Origin of the sequence: Microbacterium sp. NPDC089188 (genome assembly GCF_040685155.1) — a bacterium.
In the GTDB taxonomy this organism is placed as follows: Bacteria; Actinomycetota; Actinomycetes; order Actinomycetales; family Microbacteriaceae; genus Microbacterium; species Microbacterium galbum.
Window position 1 is genome coordinate 23,402 of record NZ_JBFBHH010000005.1, and the last position, 20,337, is coordinate 43,738.

A 20,337-nucleotide genomic window follows, 5' to 3' on the forward strand; every position below is an offset into this window, starting at 1 on the left:
CGGCGGCATCCGTGCACGAGAGGGCGACGGGTGCGAGACTGGAACGATGGACGCCCCCTCCACCAGCGACACGACCGCCCCCGCCGAGCCCACGACCGCCGAGCCGCAGACCGATGAGGTCGCCCTCGAGGCCCCCAGTAATCGCAAGGCGCCGTTCCCCCGCGGATTCCTCGACACGATCTCCACCGGCTGGGCGGAGCACCCGGCGTCGACGCCCGAGCCCCGTGAGCAGGCGGCCTGGGCCGCACGTCGTCGTGCGCGCGTGTCGCGCGCCTTCCCCGGCCAGCGCGTCGTGGTCCCCGCCGGCGGGCTGAAGCAGCGCAGCAACGACTGCGATTACCCGTTCCGCGCGCACTCCGCGTTCTCGCACCTCACCGGGTGGGGCAGCGACGCCGAGCCCGACGCCGTGCTCGTCTTCGAGCCGCGTGACGAGGGCCACGAGGCGGTGCTGTACTTCCGCGAGCGCGCCGACCGCACCACCGCCGAGTTCTACTCGGATGCCACGATCGGCGAGTTCTGGATCGGCCCGCGCCCCGCCCTCGACGGCGTCGCCGCCGACCTCGGCCTCGCGACCGCCCACCTCGACGACTTCGCCCCCGGCGACGAGGACCGCACCGTCGGCACTGACGACGAGCTCACCCGCTTCGTCTCGGAGCTCCGCCTGGTGAAAGACGAGTACGAGCTCGCGCAGATGGCGCTGGCCGTCGAGGTCACCGGACGCGGGTTCGACGACATCGTCGCCGAGCTGCCGCGCATCATCGAGCACCCGCGCGGCGAGCGCGTGGTCGAGGGCGTCTTCCACCAGCGTGCGCGTTCCGACGGAAACAGCGTGGGCTACGACACCATCGCCGCGTCGGGCCCCCACGCCTGCTACCTGCACTGGACGCGCAACGACGGCATCGTGAAGCCGGGGGATCTCATCCTCATCGACGCGGGCGTCGAGGTCGACAGCCTCTACACGGCCGACATCACGCGTACGCTCCCGGTCTCGGGCACGTTCACCGACATCCAGCGCCGCATCTACGAGACGGTGCGCGAGGCCGCTGACGCCTCGTTCGCGGCTGCGCGGGTCGGCGTGCCGTTCCGTCGACTTCACGAGGCCGCCATGGAGGTCATCGCGGCGCGCGTCGCCGAGTGGGGACTGCTGCCGGTGACCGCCGAAGAGGCGCTCGACGCCGATTCCGGCGGCCAGCACCGCCGCTACATGGTGCACGGCACGAGCCACCACCTCGGCATCGACGTGCACGACTGCGCGCAGGCGCGTCGCGACATGTACTACGACGGCCTGCTGGAGCCCGGAATGGTGTTCACGATCGAACCCGGCCTGTACTTCCAGATCGACGACCTCACGGTCCCCGAGGAGTACCGCGGCATCGGCGCGCGCATCGAGGACGACATCGTCATGACCGAGGACGGCCCGGTGAACCTGTCGGCGGGCATCCCCCGCACCGCCGACGAGATCGAGGAGTGGATCGCCCGGCAGTCGCGATGACCTTCACGCCCCCGGTGCCGTTCACGACGCGGCCGACCCTCCGGGGCACGTTCGGCATGTCGGCGTCCACGCACTGGACGGCGACCGCGACGGCGCAGGCCGTGCTCGAGCGCGGCGGCAACGCGTTCGACGCGGCCGTCGCCGGGGCGTTCGTGCTGCACGTCGTCGAGCCGCACCTGAACGGACCGGGTGGCGACCTCGTCGCGCTCGTCCGACCCGCCGGCGCGTCGGTCCCCGTCGTGCTGATGGGGCAGGGGCCGGCGCCGGCCGGAGCCACACTCGCGCACTTCCGCAGCCGTGGCCTCGATCTCGTGCCCGGCGCCGGTGGTCTCGCCGCCGCGGTGCCCGGCGCGGTCGACGCGTGGCTCCTCCTGCTGCGCGACCACGGTACGTGGGACCTCGGCGACGTCCTCGCCTTCGCCAGCGGCTACGCCCGCGACGGTCACCCGCTCGTGGCGGGAGCCGCCACGACCATCGCGCGGGTCGCCGACCTGTTCCGCGACCACTGGCCCACGTCCGCCGAGAGGTGGATGCCGACCGGCCGCCCGCCCGCGCCCGACACCCTCGTGACCAACCCGGCGTGGGCCGACGTGCTCGATGCGCTCGTGATCGCCGGTGCCGCCCTGCCCGACCGCGCGGAGCGCATCGACGCAGCGCGTGAGCACTGGATGACGAAGGTGCTCCCGGAGGCGGCGTCGTTCATCGCGCGGCCGCACCGACATGCCGACGGCGCCGATCACCCGGGCGTCCTGGCGGCTGAGGACATCGCATCCTGGCGTGCCGGGTGGGAACCCGCGGTGACCGCGCGCTTCCGCGGATGGGACGTCTTCAAGGCCGGCACCTGGACGCAGGGACCGGCGCTGCTGCACACACTGCGGCTCCTCGACGACGTCGATGACGCCGAGCTCGACCCCGCCACCGTCGAGGGGGCGCACCTCGTGATCGAGGCGCAGAAGCTGACCTTCGCCGACCGCGACGCGTGGTTCGGAGACGCCGGGGGCGCGGTCGAGGTCGAGGCCCTGCTCGCCGATGACTACGTCGCCACCCGCCGCGCACTGATCGGCGACGAGGCCTCCACGCAGTGGCGGCCGGGTTCCCCCGACGGCCGCGACCCGGTCCGTCCGCCGCTGCGCACCGCGCACGGGGTGAACGACGGCTCCACCGGCGAGCCCACCGTCGACCGGTCGGGCCAGACCCGCGGTGACACGTGCCACATCGACGTGATCGACCGCTGGGGCAACGTCGTCTCGGCCACGCCGTCGGGCGGATGGCTGCAGTCCTCCCCCACCGTCCCGTCCCTGGGCTTCTGCCTGGGCACGCGGTTGCAGGCGACGTGGCTCGTGCCGGGGCACCCGGCATCACTCACCCCCGGTCGCCGTCCGCGCACGACGCTCACCCCGACGCTGATGTCGCGCGCGGACGAGGTCGTCGCGCTGGGATCCCCTGGCGGCGACCAACAGGACCAGTGGCAGCTCACCGTGCTGCTGCGCATGCTGGTCGGGGGATACAGCCCTCAGCAGGCCATCGACGCCCCGAATCTGCACACGACGGCGCTCGTCGACTCGTTCTGGCCGCGCACGTGGGCTCCGGCGGGTGTCGCGGTCGAGGATCGCCTCGGTGCCGCGGTGATCGCGGGCCTCGAGCAGCGTGGACACCGGGTGCACCGCTCGGGCGACTGGTCGCTCGGGCGCGTCACCGCTGTCGGACGCTCCGCCGACGGCACGCTGTGGGCCGCGGCGAACCCGCGCGGCGCCCAAGGCTACGCAGCGGGTCGCTGACCGGAACGGGGGGGGTGCGGCTCGCCGGCGCACCGTTACAGCGATCGCACAAACTCCGCCACCACCGGCGCCAGCCCCGCGCCGATCTCGTCGGCCGGCCGGCGGGCACCCGTCACCTCGAAGGAATGACCGCCCCCGGGGATCCAGTGCACCCGCGCGTCCTGACACGACCCCACGACCTCGTCGAACTGCTCGCGCGGGTCGATGAACGGGTCGTTCTCGCCCTCGACGAACAGCTGCGGCAACCCGATCGCCGGCAGGTGCGCGCCGCGGGGCTTGTCGGCCCGCCCCGGCGCGTGCAGGGGGTAGCCGAGGTACGCGAGTCCGGCGGGAGAGATGACACCCTCGGCGGCGGCGACGGATGCCATGCGCCCGCCGTACGACTTGCCGACGGCCGCGTACGGTCCCGGAGCCGTCTCCGCGAGCCAGGCATCCACGCCCGCCCACGTCGCCACGGCGTGCGCGGCGGGTCCCGGCATCCGTCGTCCGGCCTCCACGTAGGGGAAGACGAACCGCAGCACGGACACCCCGTCCGCGACGAGGGCGTCGGCGAGCCCGGCGAGGAAGGGGTGCTCCATGCCCGCGCCCGCGCCGTGCGCGAGCGCGACGGTGCTGTCGGATCCGGATGCCGGTGACCACAGCCCCGAGACCTCCGTCGCGCCGGCCGGGAGCTCGACGGCGATGCGGACCGCCTCGGTGGGAGGGGCTGCGTCGGCGCTCACCGCTCGGTCGGTCGCGAGCCGCGGTCGGTGCCGCTGGCGGTGGAGGCGTCAGCGTCGTCCGGGCGTGCGGCGGGCGTCGGCTCGTCGGCCGTCCTCTCCTCACCGTGCGTTCCTCGGTCGGCCGCCGCGTCACCCTGCGGCGTCGGCGCCTGCGGCGCGATGCGTTCGCCGTATCGCGGCGGTTCGTCGTCCGAGGGCGCCGCCGTCGGTGCGGGCGGCCGCGGCGGCGCGGCGGGAGCGCTCGAGCCGGGGGTCACGCGTTCGCCGTACCGCGGCGGGTCGGACGGCGACGCCGAGGGACGCGAGACGACCGTGCGCGGCGCGCCGGACGGACCCACGATCCCCCGAGCCTTGTGAACGCTCGTCGCCGCCACGCACACGTCGTAGTGATCGGCGGCGACCTGCATCACCGACGCGAAGTCGCGACGACGGCGCACGATCGAGTACGTGCCGAGGCTGAGGAGCATGCCGAGCGCCATGCCGACGAGCAGCACGCCGACGAACAGCGAGATCTGCAGGGTGGGCTGCCCGAGCACGAAGATGAAGGCGAACAGCAGTCCGAGCATGAGACCGTTCAGCGCGCCCGAGCGCGCGGCCGTGGCGTAGCCGAGACGCCCGGTCACGCGTTCGATCGAGCGCAGCCCCGACCCCACGATCGCGATGTCGCGGGCGGGGACCTCTCCCGCGATGAGCGACGAGACGGCCTTCTGGGCCTGCTCGTACGTCGGGAACGAGGCGACTTTCTCGCCGACCTCGTCTCGACCGGCACCCGGGCGCTGCGCGAACATACTCATTTCACCATCCTGTCACGCGCGCCTGGGGCGTTCCGAGGTGTTGCGCATGAGGCGCGGACTACGCTGGACCGGTGAGCACGCAAAGGGTTTTCGTCGCCCGCTTGGCGGGCTGCACGGTGTTCGACCCGGCGGGCGACCGCTTGGGCAAGGTGCGCGACGTCGTGGTAATTTACCGCGCGTCGGCCGCACCGCGCGTCGTGGGCCTCGTCGTCGAGATCCCCGGGCGCCGACATGTGTTCGTGTCCATCGGACGCGTCACCTCGATACAGGCCGGTCAGGTCATCACGACCGGCCTCATCAACGTGCGTCGCTTCCAACAGCGCGGCGGCGAGGTGCGCGTCATGGCCGAGATGCTCGGCCGGCGCGTCAGCCTCGTCGACGGCTCGGGCGGCGCCGTGATCGAAGACGTCGCGATCGAGCGCAACCGCCTCGGCGAGTGGGACGTGGGGCAGCTGTTCCTGCGCCGCCCGCGCACGAGCGCGTCGCCCTTCGCCAAGGGGGCGACCACCTTCGCCGCGTGGGGCGAGGTGCGCGAGAACCAGACCCCCGGCGAGGCGCAGTCCGCCGAGCAGCTGGTCGCCACCTACTCCGAGCTCAAGCCCGCCGACCTCGCCAACACGCTCCTCGACCTGCCGGAGGAGCGCCTCATCGAAGTCGCCGAGGAGCTCAGCGACGACCGCCTCGCCGACGCCCTCGAAGAGATGCCCGAAGACGAGCAGGTGCACATCCTCGAGCAGCTCGGCGACGAACGTGCCGCCGACATCCTGGATGCCATGGAGCCCGACGATGCGGCCGACCTCCTCGGTCAGCTCCCCGAGTCGCGCTCGGAGCAACTGCTCGACCTCATGGAGCCGGAGGAGGCGGACGACGTCCGCGCCCTGCTGCAGTACGGCCCCGACACGGCCGGTGGTCTCATGACCCCCGAGCCCATCGTGCTGTCAGCGGATGCCACCGTGGCCGAGGCCCTGGCCCTCATCCGCCGTCACGAGCTGCACCCCGCCCTCGCGGCATCCGTCTTCATCACCCTCCCGCCCTACGAGACGCCCACGGGGCGTCTGCTGGGCACGGTGCACTTCCAGCGGATGCTGCGCTACCCGCCGCACGAGCGCCTCGGCGCGATCATCGACGACACGCTCGAGCCGGTCCCCTCCGACGCGACGGCGGCCGAGGTCGCACGCCTGCTCGCGAGCTACAACCTCGTCTCGCTCCCCGTCGTCGACCAGGCGCATCGCCTGCTGGGCTGCGTCAGCGTCGACGACGTGCTCGACTACCTGCTGCCCGACGACTGGCGCACGCACGACAGCGACGATCCGAAACCCCCGACCTCGGTCAGGCCCCTGCAGACGCAGAGCATCCCCACCCAAATCCCGCAGACCCCGAGGAGGCGCTGATGGCACGCAACAACAAGACGCCCGCCCTCGATGCGCCCCGCGGGCGCACCGGCGTGCTCGCCCCCCGCACCCCGCAGCCCTCCCGTGACCGCTTCGGTCGGTTCACCGAGTGGGTCGCCCGGGCCATGGGCACGCCCACGTTCCTTCTCTCGCTGACGATGTTCTGCGTTCTGTGGATGGGGTGGAACTCCATCGCCCCCGACGACTGGCGTTTCGACTCGGCCGCGATCGGGTTCACCGCGCTGACGCTGGTGCTGTCGCTGCAGGCGTCCTACGCCGCTCCGCTCATCCTGCTGGCCCAGAACCGTCAGGACGACCGCGACCGCGTGCAGATCGAGCAGGACCGCCAGCGCGCCGAGCGCAACCTCGCCGACACCGAGTACCTCGCACGCGAGATCGTCGCGCTGCGCATGGCGGTGAGGGACCTGACCGACGAGGTCATCACCAAGGACACGCTGCGCACCGAGCTGAAGGCCCTCCTGGAGCGCCTCGACGAGCAGCCCGACACGGGAGCGCGCCCGGCCTCGCCGCGGGCGACCCCGTGACGGCCGAGCTGACCGCCCGGGTCCACGACGCGGTGGCGGGCGTCACCGACCCGGAGCTGCGACGCCCCCTCGGCGAGCTCGACATGCTCCGCGACATCGCGGTGCGCGACGGTGTGGCCGAGGTCGGTATCGCCCTGACGATCGTGGGGTGCCCCGCCGCCGATCGCATCGAACGCGACGTCCGGGATGCCGCGGCCTCGGTCGCCGGGGTCGACGCGGTCGACGTGCGCGTCGGCGTCATGTCGCCCGACGAGCGCAAAGCGCTGACCGAGAAGCTGCGCGGTGGCCGCGCGAAGCGCGAGATGCCCTTCGGACCCGACTCCCTCACGCGCGTCATCGCCGTGACCAGCGGCAAGGGCGGCGTCGGGAAGTCGACGATCACCGCGAACCTCGCCGTCGCGCTCGCGGCGCGCGGCCTACGGGTGGGTCTCATCGACGCCGACGTGCACGGGTTCTCGATCCCGGGTCTTCTCGGCCTCGTCGACACCGACGGCCTGCCGCCGGCACCGACCCGCCTCGACGACCTCATCCTGCCTCCCGTGGCGTACGGGGTGAAGGTCATCTCGATCGGCATGTTCCTCCGCCGCCCCGGAGAGGATGCCGCGGGCGCGGTCGCGTGGCGCGGTCCGATGCTGCACCGGACGGTGCAGCAGTTCCTCACCGACGTCTTCTTCGGCGACCTCGACGTGCTGCTGCTCGACATGCCGCCGGGGACGGGCGACGTGGCGATCTCGGTGGGGCAGCTGCTCCCCCACGCCGATGTGCTCGTGGTGACGACACCGCAGGCCGCCGCCGCCGAGGTGGCCGTTCGATCGGGGCTCGTGGCACGGCAGACCGGGCAGCGCCCGATCGGTGTGATCGAGAACATGGCCGCCATGACCCTCCCCGACGGAACCGTTCTGGATCTGTTCGGCGCGGGTGGCGGCGACGAGGTCGCCCGCGCGCTCTCGGACGATGAGTCGTCGGTGCCGTTGCTGGCATCCGTCCCCCTCAGCCCGGCCTTGCGTTCGGGCGGCGACGACGGTCGACCCGTGGTGCTCTCGCAGCCCGACGACCCCGCCGCGCAGGCGATCGACGCCGCCGCCGCCGCGCTCGCCATCCGCCCCCGCGGTCTGGCGGGCAAGCCCCTGCGCCTGAACGTCTGACGGCTCGGCTCGGCGCGGTCGGGTGTCCCGACCTGTCGAAGCTACCGCCTGCACACGCCCACGCCAGGTGGCTGAGCCCGTCGAAGCCACCGCCGCAGGGCGGCACCGGTCCCTTCGACACGCTCCGGGACCTCCCTCACGAGCCCCGGCTCAGGTCGCTTCGTCGTCGAAGGGCGGGCGCTCGCCGGGCGCGAACGGCGGCACGGTCGGCTTCGGCTTCGCCGCGAGCGCGGCGGCGCCTGCCGCCCGCATGGTCGCCGTGGGAGTGTCGTCGAGCAGCGCCTCGCGGATGATGCGCCGCGGGTCGTACTGACGCGGGTCGAGCTTCTTCCAGTCGACGTCGTCGAACTCGGGGCCCATCTCGTCGCGCATGCGCGTCCGGGCCCCCTGCAGCGTCTCTTTGGCGCGCTTGGTGAACTTGGCGAGCGTCTCCGCGTAGCGCGGGAGCCGCTCGGGGCCCACGAGGACGGCGGCGATCACGCCGATCAGCAGCAGCTTCTCGATCGTGAGGCCGAAGAACATGGCACCAGATTACCGGCCGCGCCTGGGGGGTGCGCACCCTTCGTCCGTCTAGCCTGAGTCGAGGAGGTCCACGTGAGCGGTCAACAGGCGAACGAACGGTTCGTGCAGGAGTCGACGGTCGAGCCCGAGCACATCGCTCGCGCCCGGGCGCACGCGCTCGAACTGGGCGCTGCGCCCGTGAGCCCCGCCGTCGGCGCACAGGCGGCCGTGATCTCGGCGGCGTCGCGCGCCCTGAACATCGTCGAGGTCGGAACCGGCGGCGGTGTCTCCGGACTCTGGCTGCTGCACGGCTCCCCGCGCGCGACGATCACGACCATCGACAGCGAGCCCGAGCACCTCGGCGCCGCCCGTCAGGCCTTCCTCGACGCGCGCGTGCCCGCAGCTCGCGCCCGCTTCATCACGGGCCGCGCCTCCGACGTCCTCCCGCGCATGAACGAGGCGTCGTACGACATCGTCTTCATCGACGCCGACCCCGAGGGCGTCATCGAATACGTGGAGTACGGTCTCCGCCTGGTGCGCGCCGGCGGAACGGTGCTCATCCCGCGCGTGCTCGCGGGTGGCGCGGTGGCCGATCCCGTTCGCCGCGACGCCGTGACCACGGCCTACCGCTCCCTGATCCAGGAGGTCCAGGCCTCCCCCGCCGTCATCGGCGCCCTCTCCACGACCGGCGAGGGCCTGCTGCAGCTCACGACGCGCCCGACCGACGCCTGAGGCCCCGCCGACACGACGTCGCCCCGCCGACACGACGAAGGCCGGCCCCCGTGGGGACCGGCCTTCGTGCGGAGATGTTCGTCAGGCGGCGCCGACGACACCGCCGAGCACGTCGTAGAGTTCCTTCGCCTCGGCGTCGTTCACCGAGACGACGAGACGCCCGCCGCCCTCGAGCGGCACGCGCACGATGATCAACCGGCCCTCCTTCACGGCCTCCATCGGTCCGTCGCCGGTACGCGGCTTCATGGCTGCCATCGCGGCCCCCTTTTCCTCGTTGGTCTGTGAAGTAGTTTACTGTGTCGGCGCGCGCGCTCGACGTATCGCCGTCCCCGCCCGTCATCTGCGCCGGCGCGGAACCGCGTTCAGGGGATCTGCCAGAAGGCGTTCCCCAGCGCGTACATGTTGTAGATCCACCACCACTGACCGAGCAGGGCCACGGCGAGCACGCCGAGGCGCCAGGCGCGAGAGCGCGGGATCGCGAGTGCCCCCCATAGCGGCGACACCGGGACCAGGAGGCGGAAGATGCTCGACTGCGGGAAGAACACCAGCAGCAGGTAGATCAGATAGCTCGCCGACCAGAGGCGCACCTCGATCCCGAGCGCACGCACCTGCGGCAGCACCACGAGCGCGACGGTGATGCCGCCGACGAGCAGCACGAGGGCGATCACGCCCGCGAGCGGCCCGAGCCCCCACTGGGTGAACCAGAACCGGGCCCCCTGCACCCACCCCTCCACGGGGACGAAGGTGCCGCCGGCATCCGCGATCCAGTTGCGGCGCCAGGCCAGCTCGGTCGCGAGGTAGGCGCTCGGTTGCCCGGTCACCACCGCCGCGATCGCCTGCCAGGCGAACCCCACCACGCTCGACAGCGCGCCCAGCGCGACGACGTGCACGATCTCCGACACTGGAAGCGGCTCGGCGCGGCGACGCAGGAAACGATGGATGCCGTAGAGCCCGAGGAAGAGCGCGAAGGCCAGCGCACCGGGGCGCGTGAAGCCCATGACGGGCACGAGCACGTAGAGCCACCCCCACCGTCGCTGCTGGACGCACCACAGCGCCAGGAAGAGGAGGAAGAGGAAGAGCGCCTCCGCGTAGCCGACCTGGAACAGAGCGGCGAGCGGGCCGCTCGCGAAGAACACGACGGCCCACATCGCCGCGGATCCGCCGATCCGTTCGCGCAGGAGCGCATACAGCATGACGCTCGCGCCGTAGCCCGCCGCCAGCGAGATCGCGACGGCTCCCGCGCCCCACGAACCGAGGAGCGACCCCAGGCCGGCGGAGAGGAAGGCGTACAGCGGCATGAACGCCCAGGCGTTCTCCGCCACGTTGCCCGTCGTGGTGATCGGCAGATGCTCGGGATACCCCGACACCGCCGCGAACCAGTACCACTGCGCATCCCACCCGAGGGCCAGGTCACCGAGCGACGGGGAGACGCCGTACCGCGAGCCCGGGCCCGACAGGGCCGATGCGAGGAGGAAGAAGCCGGTGGTCACCAGCCGCGCCGCGACGTAGATCAGCGCGATACGTGCGGCGACGGGCAGACGCTCCCATGCGCGCACGGGAGCGGAGATCGTGGCCGCGGCGGTCACGACCCGCTCAGCCAGGCGCGCAGACCCCGCTCGACGGCATCGATCTGCGCGACCGGCACGCGCTCCTCGTCGTGGTGCGCGAGGTGCGGGTCGCCGGGGCCGTAGTTGACGGCCGGGATGCCGAGGGCCGAGAACCGCGCCACGTCGGTCCAGCCGTACTTGGGCTTCGGCGTGGCGCCCACGGCTTCCACGAACTCCTTCGCGAGTTCCGCGTCGAGACCCGGTCGCGCCCCCTCGGCGATGTCGACGATCTCGACCTCGAAGCCGGTGAAGACATCGTGGACGACGCGCGACGCGGAGGCCGCGTCGCGGCTGGGAGCGAAGCGGTAGTTGACCTCGACCTCGCAGGCGTCGGGGATGACGTTGCCCGCGACGCCTCCCGTGATGCGGACCGCATTCAGCCCCTCGCGGTAGACGAGACCCTCGACCTCGATCTCACGGGCGCGGTACTCGGCGAGCCGGGCGAGGATGGGCGCCGCCTTGTGAATGGCGTTCTCGCCGATCCACGACCGGGCGCTGTGGGCCCGCACGCCGTCGGTACGGACGAGCGCACGCAGCGTGCCGTTGCATCCGCCCTCGACCTCGCCGTTGCTGGGCTCGCCGAGGATCGCGAAGTCGCCCGCGAAGAGGTCGGGACGGTTGCGGGACAGGCGGCCGAGGCCGTTGAGCGAGGAGTCGACCTCTTCGTGGTCGTACCACATCCAGGTGATGTCGACCCCGGGCTCGGTGAGTTCGGCCGCCAGCTTCAGCTGCACCGCGACCCCGGCCTTCATGTCGACCGTGCCGCGTCCCCAGAGGTAGGCCTCGCCCTCGATCTCGCGTTCTTCGACGGGCAGGTTGCGGTTGATGGGAACGGTGTCGATGTGCCCGGCGATGACCACCCGGCGCTCACGACCCAGGGCGGTGCGGGCGACGATCGTGTCGCCGTCGCGAACGACGTCGAGGTGGTCGTGGGCGGAGACCGCGGCCTCGATCGCATCGGCCAGCGTGGTCTCGTCGCCCGACTCGCTGTGGATGTCGCAGATGGCCCGCGTGAGGGCGACGGAGGAGGAGGTCAGATCGAGCGCGGCCATGCCCCGATCATTTCACACGCGGTCCCGCCGGTAGCCTGGGCCTGTGAGCAACGAACGACGCATCAGCGCTGCCGGCCTCTCGACACGGACCACCGACGGGACGGTGCTCGACGCCTGGTTCCCGAACCCCGTCCTCGGCGACCCCGGTGACCTGGATGCCGCCGTCGCGGCGTTGGAGCCCTCGGCCGGGGCGGACGAGCGACGCGATGTCGTCGTCGAGGCGATCGCCCTCACCATCGACGTCGATGCGGCCCCCGCCTCGACGGCTGACGCGTACCTCCGTCTGCACGCGCTGTCGCACCTGCTCGTGCGCCCCAACGAAATCAACCTCGACGGCATCTTCGGGCACCTCCCCAACGTCGCGTGGACCACCGCCGGCCCGATGCATCCCGAGACCGCGGCGCGTGCTCTCCCGCAGCTCAAGCGGCACGGCATCCAGCTCCAGGGGCTCGACAAGTTCCCGCGCCTCACCGACTACGTCCTGCCCGCGGGCGTCCGCATCGCCGACGCCTCGCGCGTGCGGCTCGGTGCGCACCTCTCCCCCGGCACGACCGTCATGCACGAGGGCTTCGTCAACTTCAACGCCGGCACGCTCGGCTCGTCGATGATCGAAGGCCGCGTCTCGCAGGGCGTCGTGATCGGCGACGGCACCGACATCGGCGGCGGCGCCTCGATCATGGGCACCCTGTCGGGCGGAGGAACGCACCGCGTCTCGATCGGGGCGCGCACGCTCCTCGGCGCGAACGCCGGCATCGGCATCTCGCTCGGCGACGACTGCGTCGTCGAGGCCGGCCTCTACGTCACGGCCGGAACGAAGGTGCGCGTCGGCGACGAGACGGTCAAGGCCGGCGAGCTGTCGGGCCGCGACGGCATCCTGTTCCGCCGCAACTCCCTCACCGGCGCCGTCGAGGCGTCGGCCCGCGCCGGTGTCGGTGTCACCCTGAACGAGGCGCTGCACGCCTGACCCGGGCCGGGCAGCCGGAGCCGCACCGCTCGCGCAGCCCTGCCCCGCCCCATTCCAAAGGGGGCGGGGCCGGGCGCGGTGATGCCGGTCAGCGCAGGTGCTGCTCGTCGAGTTCGAGCGAGTCGGCGGCATCCGTGCCGTTCTCCTCGATGGAGCGTGGCGGCCAGGTGCGGAACACGAGCACGGCACCCACGCCCGCGATCAGAACCGTCACCGAGGGGGCGAGCGATGTCAGGACGCCCGCGTCCACCTCGGTCAGGGTGATTCCCACCGCGGCCGCCACGATCCACACGATCGCGCCGGGGGTGATGGTCGACAGTCGGTCCCGGCGTACCTCGGGCAGCGATCGCGACCCGCGCCTTGCCCGACACATAAACGCTGTTCATCGGCAGAAACACCCCGTCCCCGCGTTTCTGCACACGGATGCCGTTTATGCCCGCTGTCGCGGCCACTGAACCGCCGGAAGGCCAGCCCGCACAGCAGAACGCCCCGACCCTCGCGAGAGGGACGGGGCGTTCCGCGTGCCGGTCAGACGCCGGGGTAGTTCCGCTCCGCGGCACCCGTGTACAGCTGCTGCGGGCGGCCGATCTTCGTCTGCGGGTCGGTGATGGCCTCGCGCCACTGCGCGAGCCAGCCGGGCAGGCGCCCGATGGCGAACAGCACGGTGAACATGCGGGTCGGGAAGCCCATCGCCTTGTAGATAACGCCGGTGTAGAAATCGACGTTCGGGTACAGGCGACGCTCCTTGAAGTAGTCGTCCTGCAGCGCGATCTGCTCGAGCTCCTTCGCGAGGTCGAGGAGCGGGTCGCTGACGCCCAGGGCCTCGAGGACCTCGTCGGCGGCTTCCTTGACGAGCTTGGCGCGCGGGTCGTAGTTCTTGTAGACCCGGTGGCCGAAGCCCATGAGCTTCACGCCCTCTTCCTTGTTCTTCACCCGCTCGACGAAGCGCTCGACGCTCTCGCCGGAATCGCGGATGCGGCCGAGCATCTGCAGCACGGCCTCGTTCGCGCCGCCGTGCAGCGGGCCGGAGAGGGCCTGGATGCCGGCGGAGATCGACGCGAACTGGTTCGCCCCGGTCGAGCCGACAAGACGCACCGTCGAGGTCGAGGCGTTCTGCTCGTGGTCGGCGTGCAGCATGAGAAGAAGGTCGAGCGCCTTCGTCATGACCGGGTTGACCTGGTAGATCTCGCTCAGCACGCCGAAGTTGAGCTTCAGGAAGTTGTCGACGAAGCCGAGCGAGTTGTCGGGGTACAGGAACGCCTGGCCGATGCTCTTCTTGTGCGCGTATGCCGCGATCACCGGGAGCTTGGCGAGCATGCGCACGGTGTTGAGCTCGACGTGCTCGGGGTTGTGCGGGTCGGACTCGGCCTCGTAGTAGGTCGAGAGCGCGGCGGTCGCGGCCGACAGCACCGACATGGGATGCGCGGTCGGCGGCAGCGCCGAGAAGAAGCGCTTGAGGTCTTCGTGCAGGAGCGTGTGACGGCGGATGCGCTCGTCGAACGACGCCAGCTCGGATGCCGAGGGCAGCTCGCCGTAAATCAGCAGCCAGGCGACCTCGAGGTAGGTGCTGTTCTTCGCCAGCTGCTCGATGGGGTACCCGCGGTAGCGCAGGATCCCCTGGTCGCCGTCGATGAAGGTGATGTCCGACTTCGTCGACGCGGTGTTGACGAAGCCGTAGTCGAGAGTGGTGTGCCCCGTCTGCTTCGTCAGCGACGCGATGTCGATGCTCGGGACGCCGTCGGTGCCTCGCAGGACCGGGAATTCGGCGGTGGAGCCCCCTACCGTCAGAGTGGCCTTGTCCTGCTGCGTGCCCGCGTCGCTCACCGCGCCTCCTTGCGATTTCTGGTCGCCCATGTGGTCGATCGCGGGAGCGGCGGCACCCGCGGTCTTCTCGACCGGTGGATGCCACGGGTATGGCCTCCGGGTCGGCACGCGCACGGAAGGTACCCGGACACAGTGCTTTTACAGCCTAGTAGGCACGCCGACGTACAGATGACACCGCCAAAGGATCCCCCCATCGAATGGAGGGATCCTCCTGATCAGCGCACCGGATGCCGTCCACCACGACGCTGCAGCCCGGGCGGGTCGGCCGGCAGCGCGCGTGGACGAGTCACCGCCCCCGCAGCTCGCGGGCTCCCGGCTCGCTCAGCCTGCCAGGCGCTCCGCCGCCGCGGCGATCCGCTCGTCCGTCGCCGTCAACGAGAACCGCACGTGGTTCGGGAAGTGCGTGCCGTAGAAATGCCCCGGTCCCACGAGGATGCCGAGGTCGGCCAGACGCCCGACGCTCTCCCACGCGTCGCGACCCTCGGTCGCCCAGAGGTACAACCCGCCCTCGCTGTGGTCGATCGTGAACCCGGCCGCCTCGACGGCGGGCTTGAGTACTGCCCGACGTCGGGCGTAGCGCTCGCGCTGCTCCTCGACGTGGGCGTCGTCGCCCAGGGCGACGGTCATCGCGCGCTGCACGGGCGCGGGGGGCATGAGGCCCAGGTGCTTGCGGCCGGTCAGCAGGCGCGTGACGAGCGCGGGGTCGCCGGCGAGGAACGCCGCGCGGTACCCCGCGAGGTTCGACTGCTTGCTGAGCGAGTACACCGACAGCACCCCGGTGAGGTCATCGCCCACGACGGCGGGGTCGAGCACGCTGGGCACGCGCTGCGCGTCCCACGGCGCCTCCCAGCCCAGCTCGGCGTAGCACTCGTCGGAGGCGAGGACGGCTCCGAGTTCGCGCGCCCGAAGCACGGCATCCCGGAGCTCGGCGACGGAGAGCACGCGCCCGTCGGGGTTTCCCGGTGAGTTGATCCAGACGAGCCGCGTGTTCTCCGGCCATTCCTGCGGATCGTCGGATGCCACGGCCTCGGCGCCGACGAGACGGGCGCCGACCTCGTACGTGGGGTAGGCGGCGCGCGGGTGAACGACCGCATCGCCCGGACCGAGGTCGAGCAGCAGCGGCAGCAGGGCCACGAGTTCCTTCGACCCCACGGTCGGGAGCACGTGCGTGGCGTTCAGTGCGGGAACCCCGCGCCGGCGGTGGTACCACTCCGCGATGGCCTCGCGCAGCGCGGGCGTCCCCGCGGTCTGCGGGTAGGCGTGCGCGTCGGTCGCATCGGCGAGGGCATCGGCGATGACGGTGGGCGTCGGATCGACGGGTGAACCGACCGACAGGTCGACGATCCCGTCAGGATGCCGTCGCGCACGCTCCGCGTAGGGGGCGACCGCGTCCCAGGGGTAGTCGGCGAGGTCGGCGACGCCCACGGCTCAGTGACTCTGCGGGGGCAGCGACGACACGACCGGGTGATCCTTGGCGATCACGCCGACCTTGGCCGCGCCACCGGGAGATCCGATGTCGTCGAAGAACTCGACGTTGGCCTTGTAGTAGTCGGACCACTCCTCGGGCAAGTCGTCCTCGTAGTAGATCGCCTCGACGGGGCAGACCGGCTCGCACGCACCGCAGTCGACGCATTCGTCGGGGTGGATGTAGAGCGACCGCTCGCCTTCGTAGATGCAGTCGACCGGACACTCGTCGATGCAGGCGCGGTCTTTCACATCGACACACGGGAGGGCGATCACGTAAGTCACGCGCCCAGTCTAATCGCGCTGCGGCGCACGGCCCTTCCGCCGAGCCGCGGACCTATGATCCGCTGGTACGAGCCGGGGCCGGGAGCCGGGAGAAGTCGGGCCACAACGCCACGAGCACCATGAGCGCGGGACCCACGACCGTCCACACGAGCGGAATCCACTCGGTCCCCGCGGTCGGGGCGGCCACGATCGCCGATCCGCCGGGGCCGACCTGCGAGAACACGTAGGTCGCGAGTGTGATCCCGAGCCCACCGGCCAGGGCGTTCACGCGGTCGCCCGTCAGGGTGCGCAGCGCGATGAGCAGGGCGGCGCTGCCGACCGTCGCGAGCAGCAGGCCCACGGGGACCGGACCGAGGAGGAACGCCTGGGTCACCGTGCCGGCCGCGCCGTAGAAGGAACCGATCGCCGCCGCGACGATCCAGCCGACGACGCGGAGAATGCCGTACTTCACGAGTCCGATCCTACGGTCGCCGCCGATGGCGCGGCTGTGAGCACGGTCGCGCGGCACACCCCCTCTGCCTCTGTTGCCCTGACACGCGAGGTCGAGGGAGCCTGGCCCGGCATGACCGGCCGCGGAAGCCCGATCGGACGGGCTGCCGGCATCAGGATCCACGAGGCGCCGCGGGTGAAACCACCGCGGCCGACTCGACTCTCGCGGGTGAATCCATGACGAACGAGGACACGTAGATGCCGGGAAAACCTCGCCCAAACGTGCTCACCCCGCCTCGCACAACCTCCCGGCGCGGTCTCGGACACGGCCGGCGAGCGGCACGCTGAGGGCATCGCTGTCGCCATGACCAAAGGAACCCTGATGAGTTCTCTCTCGCCCACGCCCCCTTCCTCGACACCCGACTCACTCGCGCAAGCCGGACCGAGCGTCTCGCGCCGCACGCTCATCGCAAGCGGTGCGTGGGCCGTCCCCGCCATCGTCACGGCGACCGCGATCCCCGCTGCCGCGGCGGCGTCCGATGCCTGGTCGATCACTATCAACTTCAACGGGCCCGACTCGCTCGAAGCCGGCGCCTCTGCGCCCGTGCAGGCAAGCGTGTTCACCGACGGAAAGCCGGCGGTCGGAACCCTCGTGACGTTCTCCTCGTCGGCGAACGTGACCATCTCGCCGACGTCGGTCCTCACCGACAGCAGCGGCATCGCCACGGCGACCTTGACGTCCACTGACCCCTGGGAGCGCCCCGGAACCTCCACCAGCGAGAACGCGCAGGCCGCATACAAGGGACACTCCGTCACCGCATCGATGGGAATACAGATCGCGGGGTCGAATGCCTACGGTCTCGGTGACAACACCAAGGGCCACCTCGGCACCGGATCAACTGCCGCGTATGGCGCGAGCGTGGAGCAACTGTCGCGGTCGTTCCGCGGGACGCTCGAGACCGTGGTGTCGGGTGCGGACTTCTCCATCGCGTGGAGCGCCGACCGCAACGTCATCTCCGTCATCGGCGCCAACGACCGCGGGCAACTGGGCCTCGGCGACAGGACCGATCGATCGACCTGGGTCGACCTCGGCGGCAGCGCGAACGACGACCCGGAGAACCGCCCCTGGTGGGGCACGTCCGACGATACCGCCCCCGTGCAGATCGCCGCGGGGCGTCAATCAGCGTACGTGCTGCTGGCGAACGGCTACCTGTACGCGTGGGGCGCCAACGAGGCCGGGCAGTTGGGGACCGGTACGACCGACGATCAGCTCACCCCCCAGCTGGTGACGTCCGGCATGGTGGCGGTCGCGGCGGGCGACGACTTCGTGATGGTCCTTGATCGCGAAGGTGTGGTCTGGGCTGTCGGCTCCGATGACCACGGACAGATCGGCGACCAAACGGTCCGCAAACTGCGGGGCATCGTGCAGATCGCGGCCGGAGACAAGACGGGCTACGCCCTCACTGAGGACGGCTACGTCTTCGTATGGGGGAGCAGTGACAAGGGTCAGTGGGGCAATGGCACGGGCGGAGACGAAGACGGTTGGAACTGGGCGACCTGGACGCATCAGGCTGGCGTCGCCGGCGTCGTCCGAATCGCCGCGGGGCATCAGTCCGTTTACGCCCTCCTCGGCGACGGCACGGTGTGGGCCTGGGGGCGCAACAACGTCGGTCAGCTGGGCGACGGCACGACCGACAACAGGAACCGGCCCATCGCCATCCCCGGCCTGCAGAACGTCGTCGACATCGCCGCGAACGGTGACAGCGCTCGCGCCCTGCTGTCCAACGGCGAGATCCGCTCATGGGGCGGCAACGGCGCGGGCATCGTCGGAGACGGAACGACCACCACCCGCACCTCGCCCGTCACCACCCCAGGCACCGATGGGGTCGCGCGTCTCGGGGCGTCGTCCACCACGGGCACGTCCTCCTACCTGCTCGTCGAGGACCGACGCGTCGAGATCATCCGCTACGACCCTACGTACCTGACGGCCGGTGAAGACGCGTGGTTCTACGCACGGGTCGCGAGCGCCCATGGCGATCCCTGGCCTGCCCAGGACATCCACTTCAACACGCCGGGCCTCACCCTGAACGCCCTCTACACCAAGGGCAACGAGGCGTACGCGCTCGTCGCGGCAGACCGGTGGACGATTCCGGGAACCGTCGTCCCTGTGCAAGCAAAGTCGGGTTACTCCAGCGACTCGCGCCTAATCAACGTGCGCGGCGCGAACGCATACGCCGTAGGCGTCAACAACTCCGGCCAGTTCGGCAGTGGACAGGCGGGGAACTGGTCATCGAAGCCGGATCAGCTCCCCCGGATCTTTCCGAAGCCGATCGTTCAGGTCGCCGCCGGAGCGGCCTTCACCCTCGTGCTGCTCAGCGACGGCACCGTGTGGTCGGCCGGGTCGAACAGCGCGGGGCAGCTCGCGGACGGCACCGGACAGCTGACGACGAGGACCACCTGGGCCCAGATACCGGGTCTGAACGACATCGTGCAGATCGCAGCCGGACGGGATTGGGCTCTGGCGCTCACTTCGGCCGACCAGGGCGGATTCGTCTTCGCGTGGGGTCGGAACGATTACGGCCAGATCGGGTCTGACAAGGTGTCGTACGACTCCGTCTTCGATACTCCGATGCTCATCCATGGGCTGAACGGTGTCGATCAGATCGCAGCCGGACGCTTCACCGGTTATGCCCTCGCAGACGGCAAAGTGGCGAGTTGGGGAGGGAATGACCGCGGTCAGCTGGGCAGGCTCGTCCTCGATGACTACACATGGCAGCCACATGTCTTGGATGACACCCTGACGGACATCTCGGCGATCACAGCCGCGGCCAGCTCGGCACACGTGCTCCTTCGGAACGGTCAAGTCTGGGGTTGGGGTGACAACGCCGTCGGGCAGCTCGGCCTCGGATGGTACGGCTCCTATAGTTTCTCCCGGAGGCCGCTGCGGGCAGAAGCGTTGACGGAAGAGGCGGCGCAGATCGCCTGCGCGGAGTTCACGGTCTTTGTCCGCACCACCAGCGGCGAGGTTCGCTCAATGGGCACGAACACGTATGGGCAACTCGGAACCGGCGAGCCGGACACCAGCCTGGCTGCCTCGGGCTCGCCCCGGACGGTCAACGGTCTCACGGACATCGTCGACATCTCCGCGGGCGTCGTGAGCGGATACGCACTGACGTCGTCGGGAACCGTGATGTCATGGGGCGGAAACGGCGACGGCCAGCTGGGCGATGGCACGCAGACGGACTCGGCGACGCCGGTCGAGATGGCCTCCATCAGGGGCGTCGTCACGCAGATCTCGCCGGCGAGTCACTCGTCGTGGACGGTCTACCCGCGCCGCGTCGCGCCAAGCCAGATCACGACGCAGTCACTGTCGGGCTTTCACGCTCCCGCCGGACCCCAGGCATCCGACGGACAGCAGCCCCCGCAGCCGACGGCTGCCGATGCTCCTGTTCTGCACGCTGCCGAGCCCGCGCCGTCCGACAACGCGCCCGGCAGCTCGTCCCCGTCTGGGACGAGCGCCAACGGCTGATCGCCCTGTCCGCGTGAAGAGACGGGCTCCCACCAATTCCCGGGCGGGAGCCCGTTCTCGCAGATGATCCGAGGGGCGGGTGC

Annotated in this window: 19 protein-coding genes; 8 read left to right on the forward strand and 11 right to left on the reverse strand. The window is 71.0% G+C overall.

What is annotated here, in order from left to right; translation table 11 throughout:
* Nucleotides 1–46: 46 nt before the first annotated feature.
* Nucleotides 47–1,492, forward strand: coding sequence for an aminopeptidase P family protein (locus AB0N80_RS16170; RefSeq protein WP_363579429.1), 1,446 nt, complete (start codon nt 47–49; stop codon nt 1,490–1,492).
* The gene (locus AB0N80_RS16175; RefSeq protein ID WP_363579431.1) at nt 1,489–3,270 is read left to right on the forward strand and encodes a gamma-glutamyltransferase; all 1,782 of its coding nucleotides are present in this window, start codon (nt 1,489–1,491) and stop codon (nt 3,268–3,270) included. Before AB0N80_RS16170 ends, AB0N80_RS16175 begins: the two co-directional genes overlap by 4 nt.
* 35 nt (nt 3,271–3,305) lie before the next feature.
* On the opposite strand, the gene AB0N80_RS16180 is transcribed toward AB0N80_RS16175, so the two are convergent.
* Together AB0N80_RS16180 and AB0N80_RS16185 are read right to left on the reverse strand one after the other, a co-directional pair.
* Nucleotides 3,306–3,911 carry an alpha/beta family hydrolase gene (locus AB0N80_RS16180; RefSeq protein WP_363579565.1) on the reverse strand — a complete coding sequence of 202 codons (606 nt, stop codon included), beginning with the start codon at nt 3,909–3,911 and terminating at the stop codon, nt 3,306–3,308.
* 77 nt (nt 3,912–3,988) lie between these two features.
* The gene (locus tag AB0N80_RS16185; RefSeq protein ID WP_315995383.1) at nt 3,989–4,786 is read right to left on the reverse strand and encodes a general stress protein; all 798 of its coding nucleotides are present in this window, start codon (nt 4,784–4,786) and stop codon (nt 3,989–3,991) included.
* Nucleotides 4,787–4,857: 71 nt separating this feature from the next.
* Between AB0N80_RS16185 and AB0N80_RS16190 the strand changes: the two genes are divergently transcribed.
* From AB0N80_RS16190 to AB0N80_RS16200, 3 genes are read left to right on the forward strand one after another with little or no spacing between them, the layout of a single operon-like run.
* On the forward strand, nt 4,858–6,177 hold the full coding sequence (locus AB0N80_RS16190) for a CBS domain-containing protein (RefSeq protein ID WP_363579433.1): 1,320 nt from the start codon (nt 4,858–4,860) through the stop codon (nt 6,175–6,177).
* On the forward strand, nt 6,177–6,722 hold the full coding sequence (locus tag AB0N80_RS16195) for a DUF1003 domain-containing protein (protein WP_315995381.1): 546 nt from the start codon (nt 6,177–6,179) through the stop codon (nt 6,720–6,722). The genes AB0N80_RS16190 and AB0N80_RS16195 overlap by 1 nt, the downstream gene beginning before the upstream one ends.
* Nucleotides 6,719–7,867: an Mrp/NBP35 family ATP-binding protein gene (locus AB0N80_RS16200; protein WP_363579435.1), complete on the forward strand. Its 1,149-nt coding sequence runs from the start codon at nt 6,719–6,721 to the stop codon at nt 7,865–7,867. The genes AB0N80_RS16195 and AB0N80_RS16200 overlap by 4 nt, the downstream gene beginning before the upstream one ends.
* Nucleotides 7,868–8,017: 150 nt before the next feature.
* Here the strand turns inward: AB0N80_RS16200 and AB0N80_RS16205 are convergent, their stop codons facing one another.
* Nucleotides 8,018–8,389 (reverse strand): Sec-independent protein translocase TatB, encoded by a 372-nt coding sequence (locus AB0N80_RS16205; RefSeq protein ID WP_315995379.1) that lies wholly within the window; start codon nt 8,387–8,389, stop codon nt 8,018–8,020.
* Nucleotides 8,390–8,461: 72 nt separating this feature from the next.
* Here AB0N80_RS16205 and AB0N80_RS16210 point away from each other — a divergent pair, with 72 nt between their 5' ends.
* Nucleotides 8,462–9,100 (forward strand): class I SAM-dependent methyltransferase, encoded by a 639-nt coding sequence (locus AB0N80_RS16210; RefSeq protein ID WP_315995378.1) that lies wholly within the window; start codon nt 8,462–8,464, stop codon nt 9,098–9,100.
* 81 nt (nt 9,101–9,181) lie between these two features.
* Here AB0N80_RS16210 and AB0N80_RS16215 read toward each other — a convergent pair whose 3' ends face one another.
* The 3 genes from AB0N80_RS16215 to dapE all read right to left on the reverse strand — a co-directional run bounded on the left by AB0N80_RS16215 (nt 9,182) and on the right by dapE (nt 11,759).
* Nucleotides 9,182–9,355 (reverse strand): DUF3117 domain-containing protein, encoded by a 174-nt coding sequence (locus tag AB0N80_RS16215; RefSeq protein WP_076490128.1) that lies wholly within the window; start codon nt 9,353–9,355, stop codon nt 9,182–9,184.
* Nucleotides 9,356–9,462: 107 nt separating this feature from the next.
* Nucleotides 9,463–10,686 carry a hypothetical protein gene (locus tag AB0N80_RS16220; RefSeq protein ID WP_363579437.1) on the reverse strand — a complete coding sequence of 408 codons (1,224 nt, stop codon included), beginning with the start codon at nt 10,684–10,686 and terminating at the stop codon, nt 9,463–9,465.
* Nucleotides 10,683–11,759, reverse strand: coding sequence for a succinyl-diaminopimelate desuccinylase (gene dapE / locus AB0N80_RS16225; RefSeq protein WP_363579439.1), 1,077 nt, complete (start codon nt 11,757–11,759; stop codon nt 10,683–10,685). The genes AB0N80_RS16220 and dapE overlap by 4 nt, the downstream gene beginning before the upstream one ends.
* 43 nt (nt 11,760–11,802) lie before the next feature.
* Between dapE and dapD the strand changes: the two genes are divergently transcribed.
* The gene (gene dapD / locus AB0N80_RS16230; RefSeq protein ID WP_363579441.1) at nt 11,803–12,723 is read left to right on the forward strand and encodes a 2,3,4,5-tetrahydropyridine-2,6-dicarboxylate N-succinyltransferase; all 921 of its coding nucleotides are present in this window, start codon (nt 11,803–11,805) and stop codon (nt 12,721–12,723) included.
* 88 nt (nt 12,724–12,811) lie between these two features.
* Here the strand turns inward: dapD and AB0N80_RS16235 are convergent, their stop codons facing one another.
* The 5 genes from AB0N80_RS16235 to AB0N80_RS16255 form a co-directional block, all read right to left on the reverse strand.
* A complete protein-coding gene (locus AB0N80_RS16235; protein ID WP_363579443.1) occupies nt 12,812–13,096 on the reverse strand; it encodes a hypothetical protein in 285 nt (94 codons plus the stop codon).
* A 155-nt stretch (nt 13,097–13,251) separates the two neighbouring features.
* Nucleotides 13,252–14,547: a citrate synthase gene (locus AB0N80_RS16240; RefSeq protein ID WP_315995373.1), complete on the reverse strand. Its 1,296-nt coding sequence runs from the start codon at nt 14,545–14,547 to the stop codon at nt 13,252–13,254.
* A gap of 321 nt (nt 14,548–14,868) precedes the next feature.
* Nucleotides 14,869–15,972, reverse strand: a complete 1,104-nt coding sequence (gene dapC / locus AB0N80_RS16245; RefSeq protein ID WP_363579445.1) for a succinyldiaminopimelate transaminase — start codon at nt 15,970–15,972, stop codon at nt 14,869–14,871.
* Between the two features lie 3 nt (nt 15,973–15,975).
* Nucleotides 15,976–16,296, reverse strand: a complete 321-nt coding sequence (gene fdxA / locus AB0N80_RS16250; RefSeq protein WP_076676249.1) for a ferredoxin — start codon at nt 16,294–16,296, stop codon at nt 15,976–15,978.
* A gap of 52 nt (nt 16,297–16,348) precedes the next feature.
* Nucleotides 16,349–16,747, reverse strand: a complete 399-nt coding sequence (locus AB0N80_RS16255) for a histidinol dehydrogenase (RefSeq protein ID WP_363579447.1) — start codon at nt 16,745–16,747, stop codon at nt 16,349–16,351.
* Between the two features lie 654 nt (nt 16,748–17,401).
* Here AB0N80_RS16255 and AB0N80_RS16260 point away from each other — a divergent pair.
* Nucleotides 17,402–20,254, forward strand: a complete 2,853-nt coding sequence (locus tag AB0N80_RS16260; protein WP_363579449.1) for a hypothetical protein — start codon at nt 17,402–17,404, stop codon at nt 20,252–20,254.
* Nucleotides 20,255–20,337 lie beyond the last annotated feature (83 nt).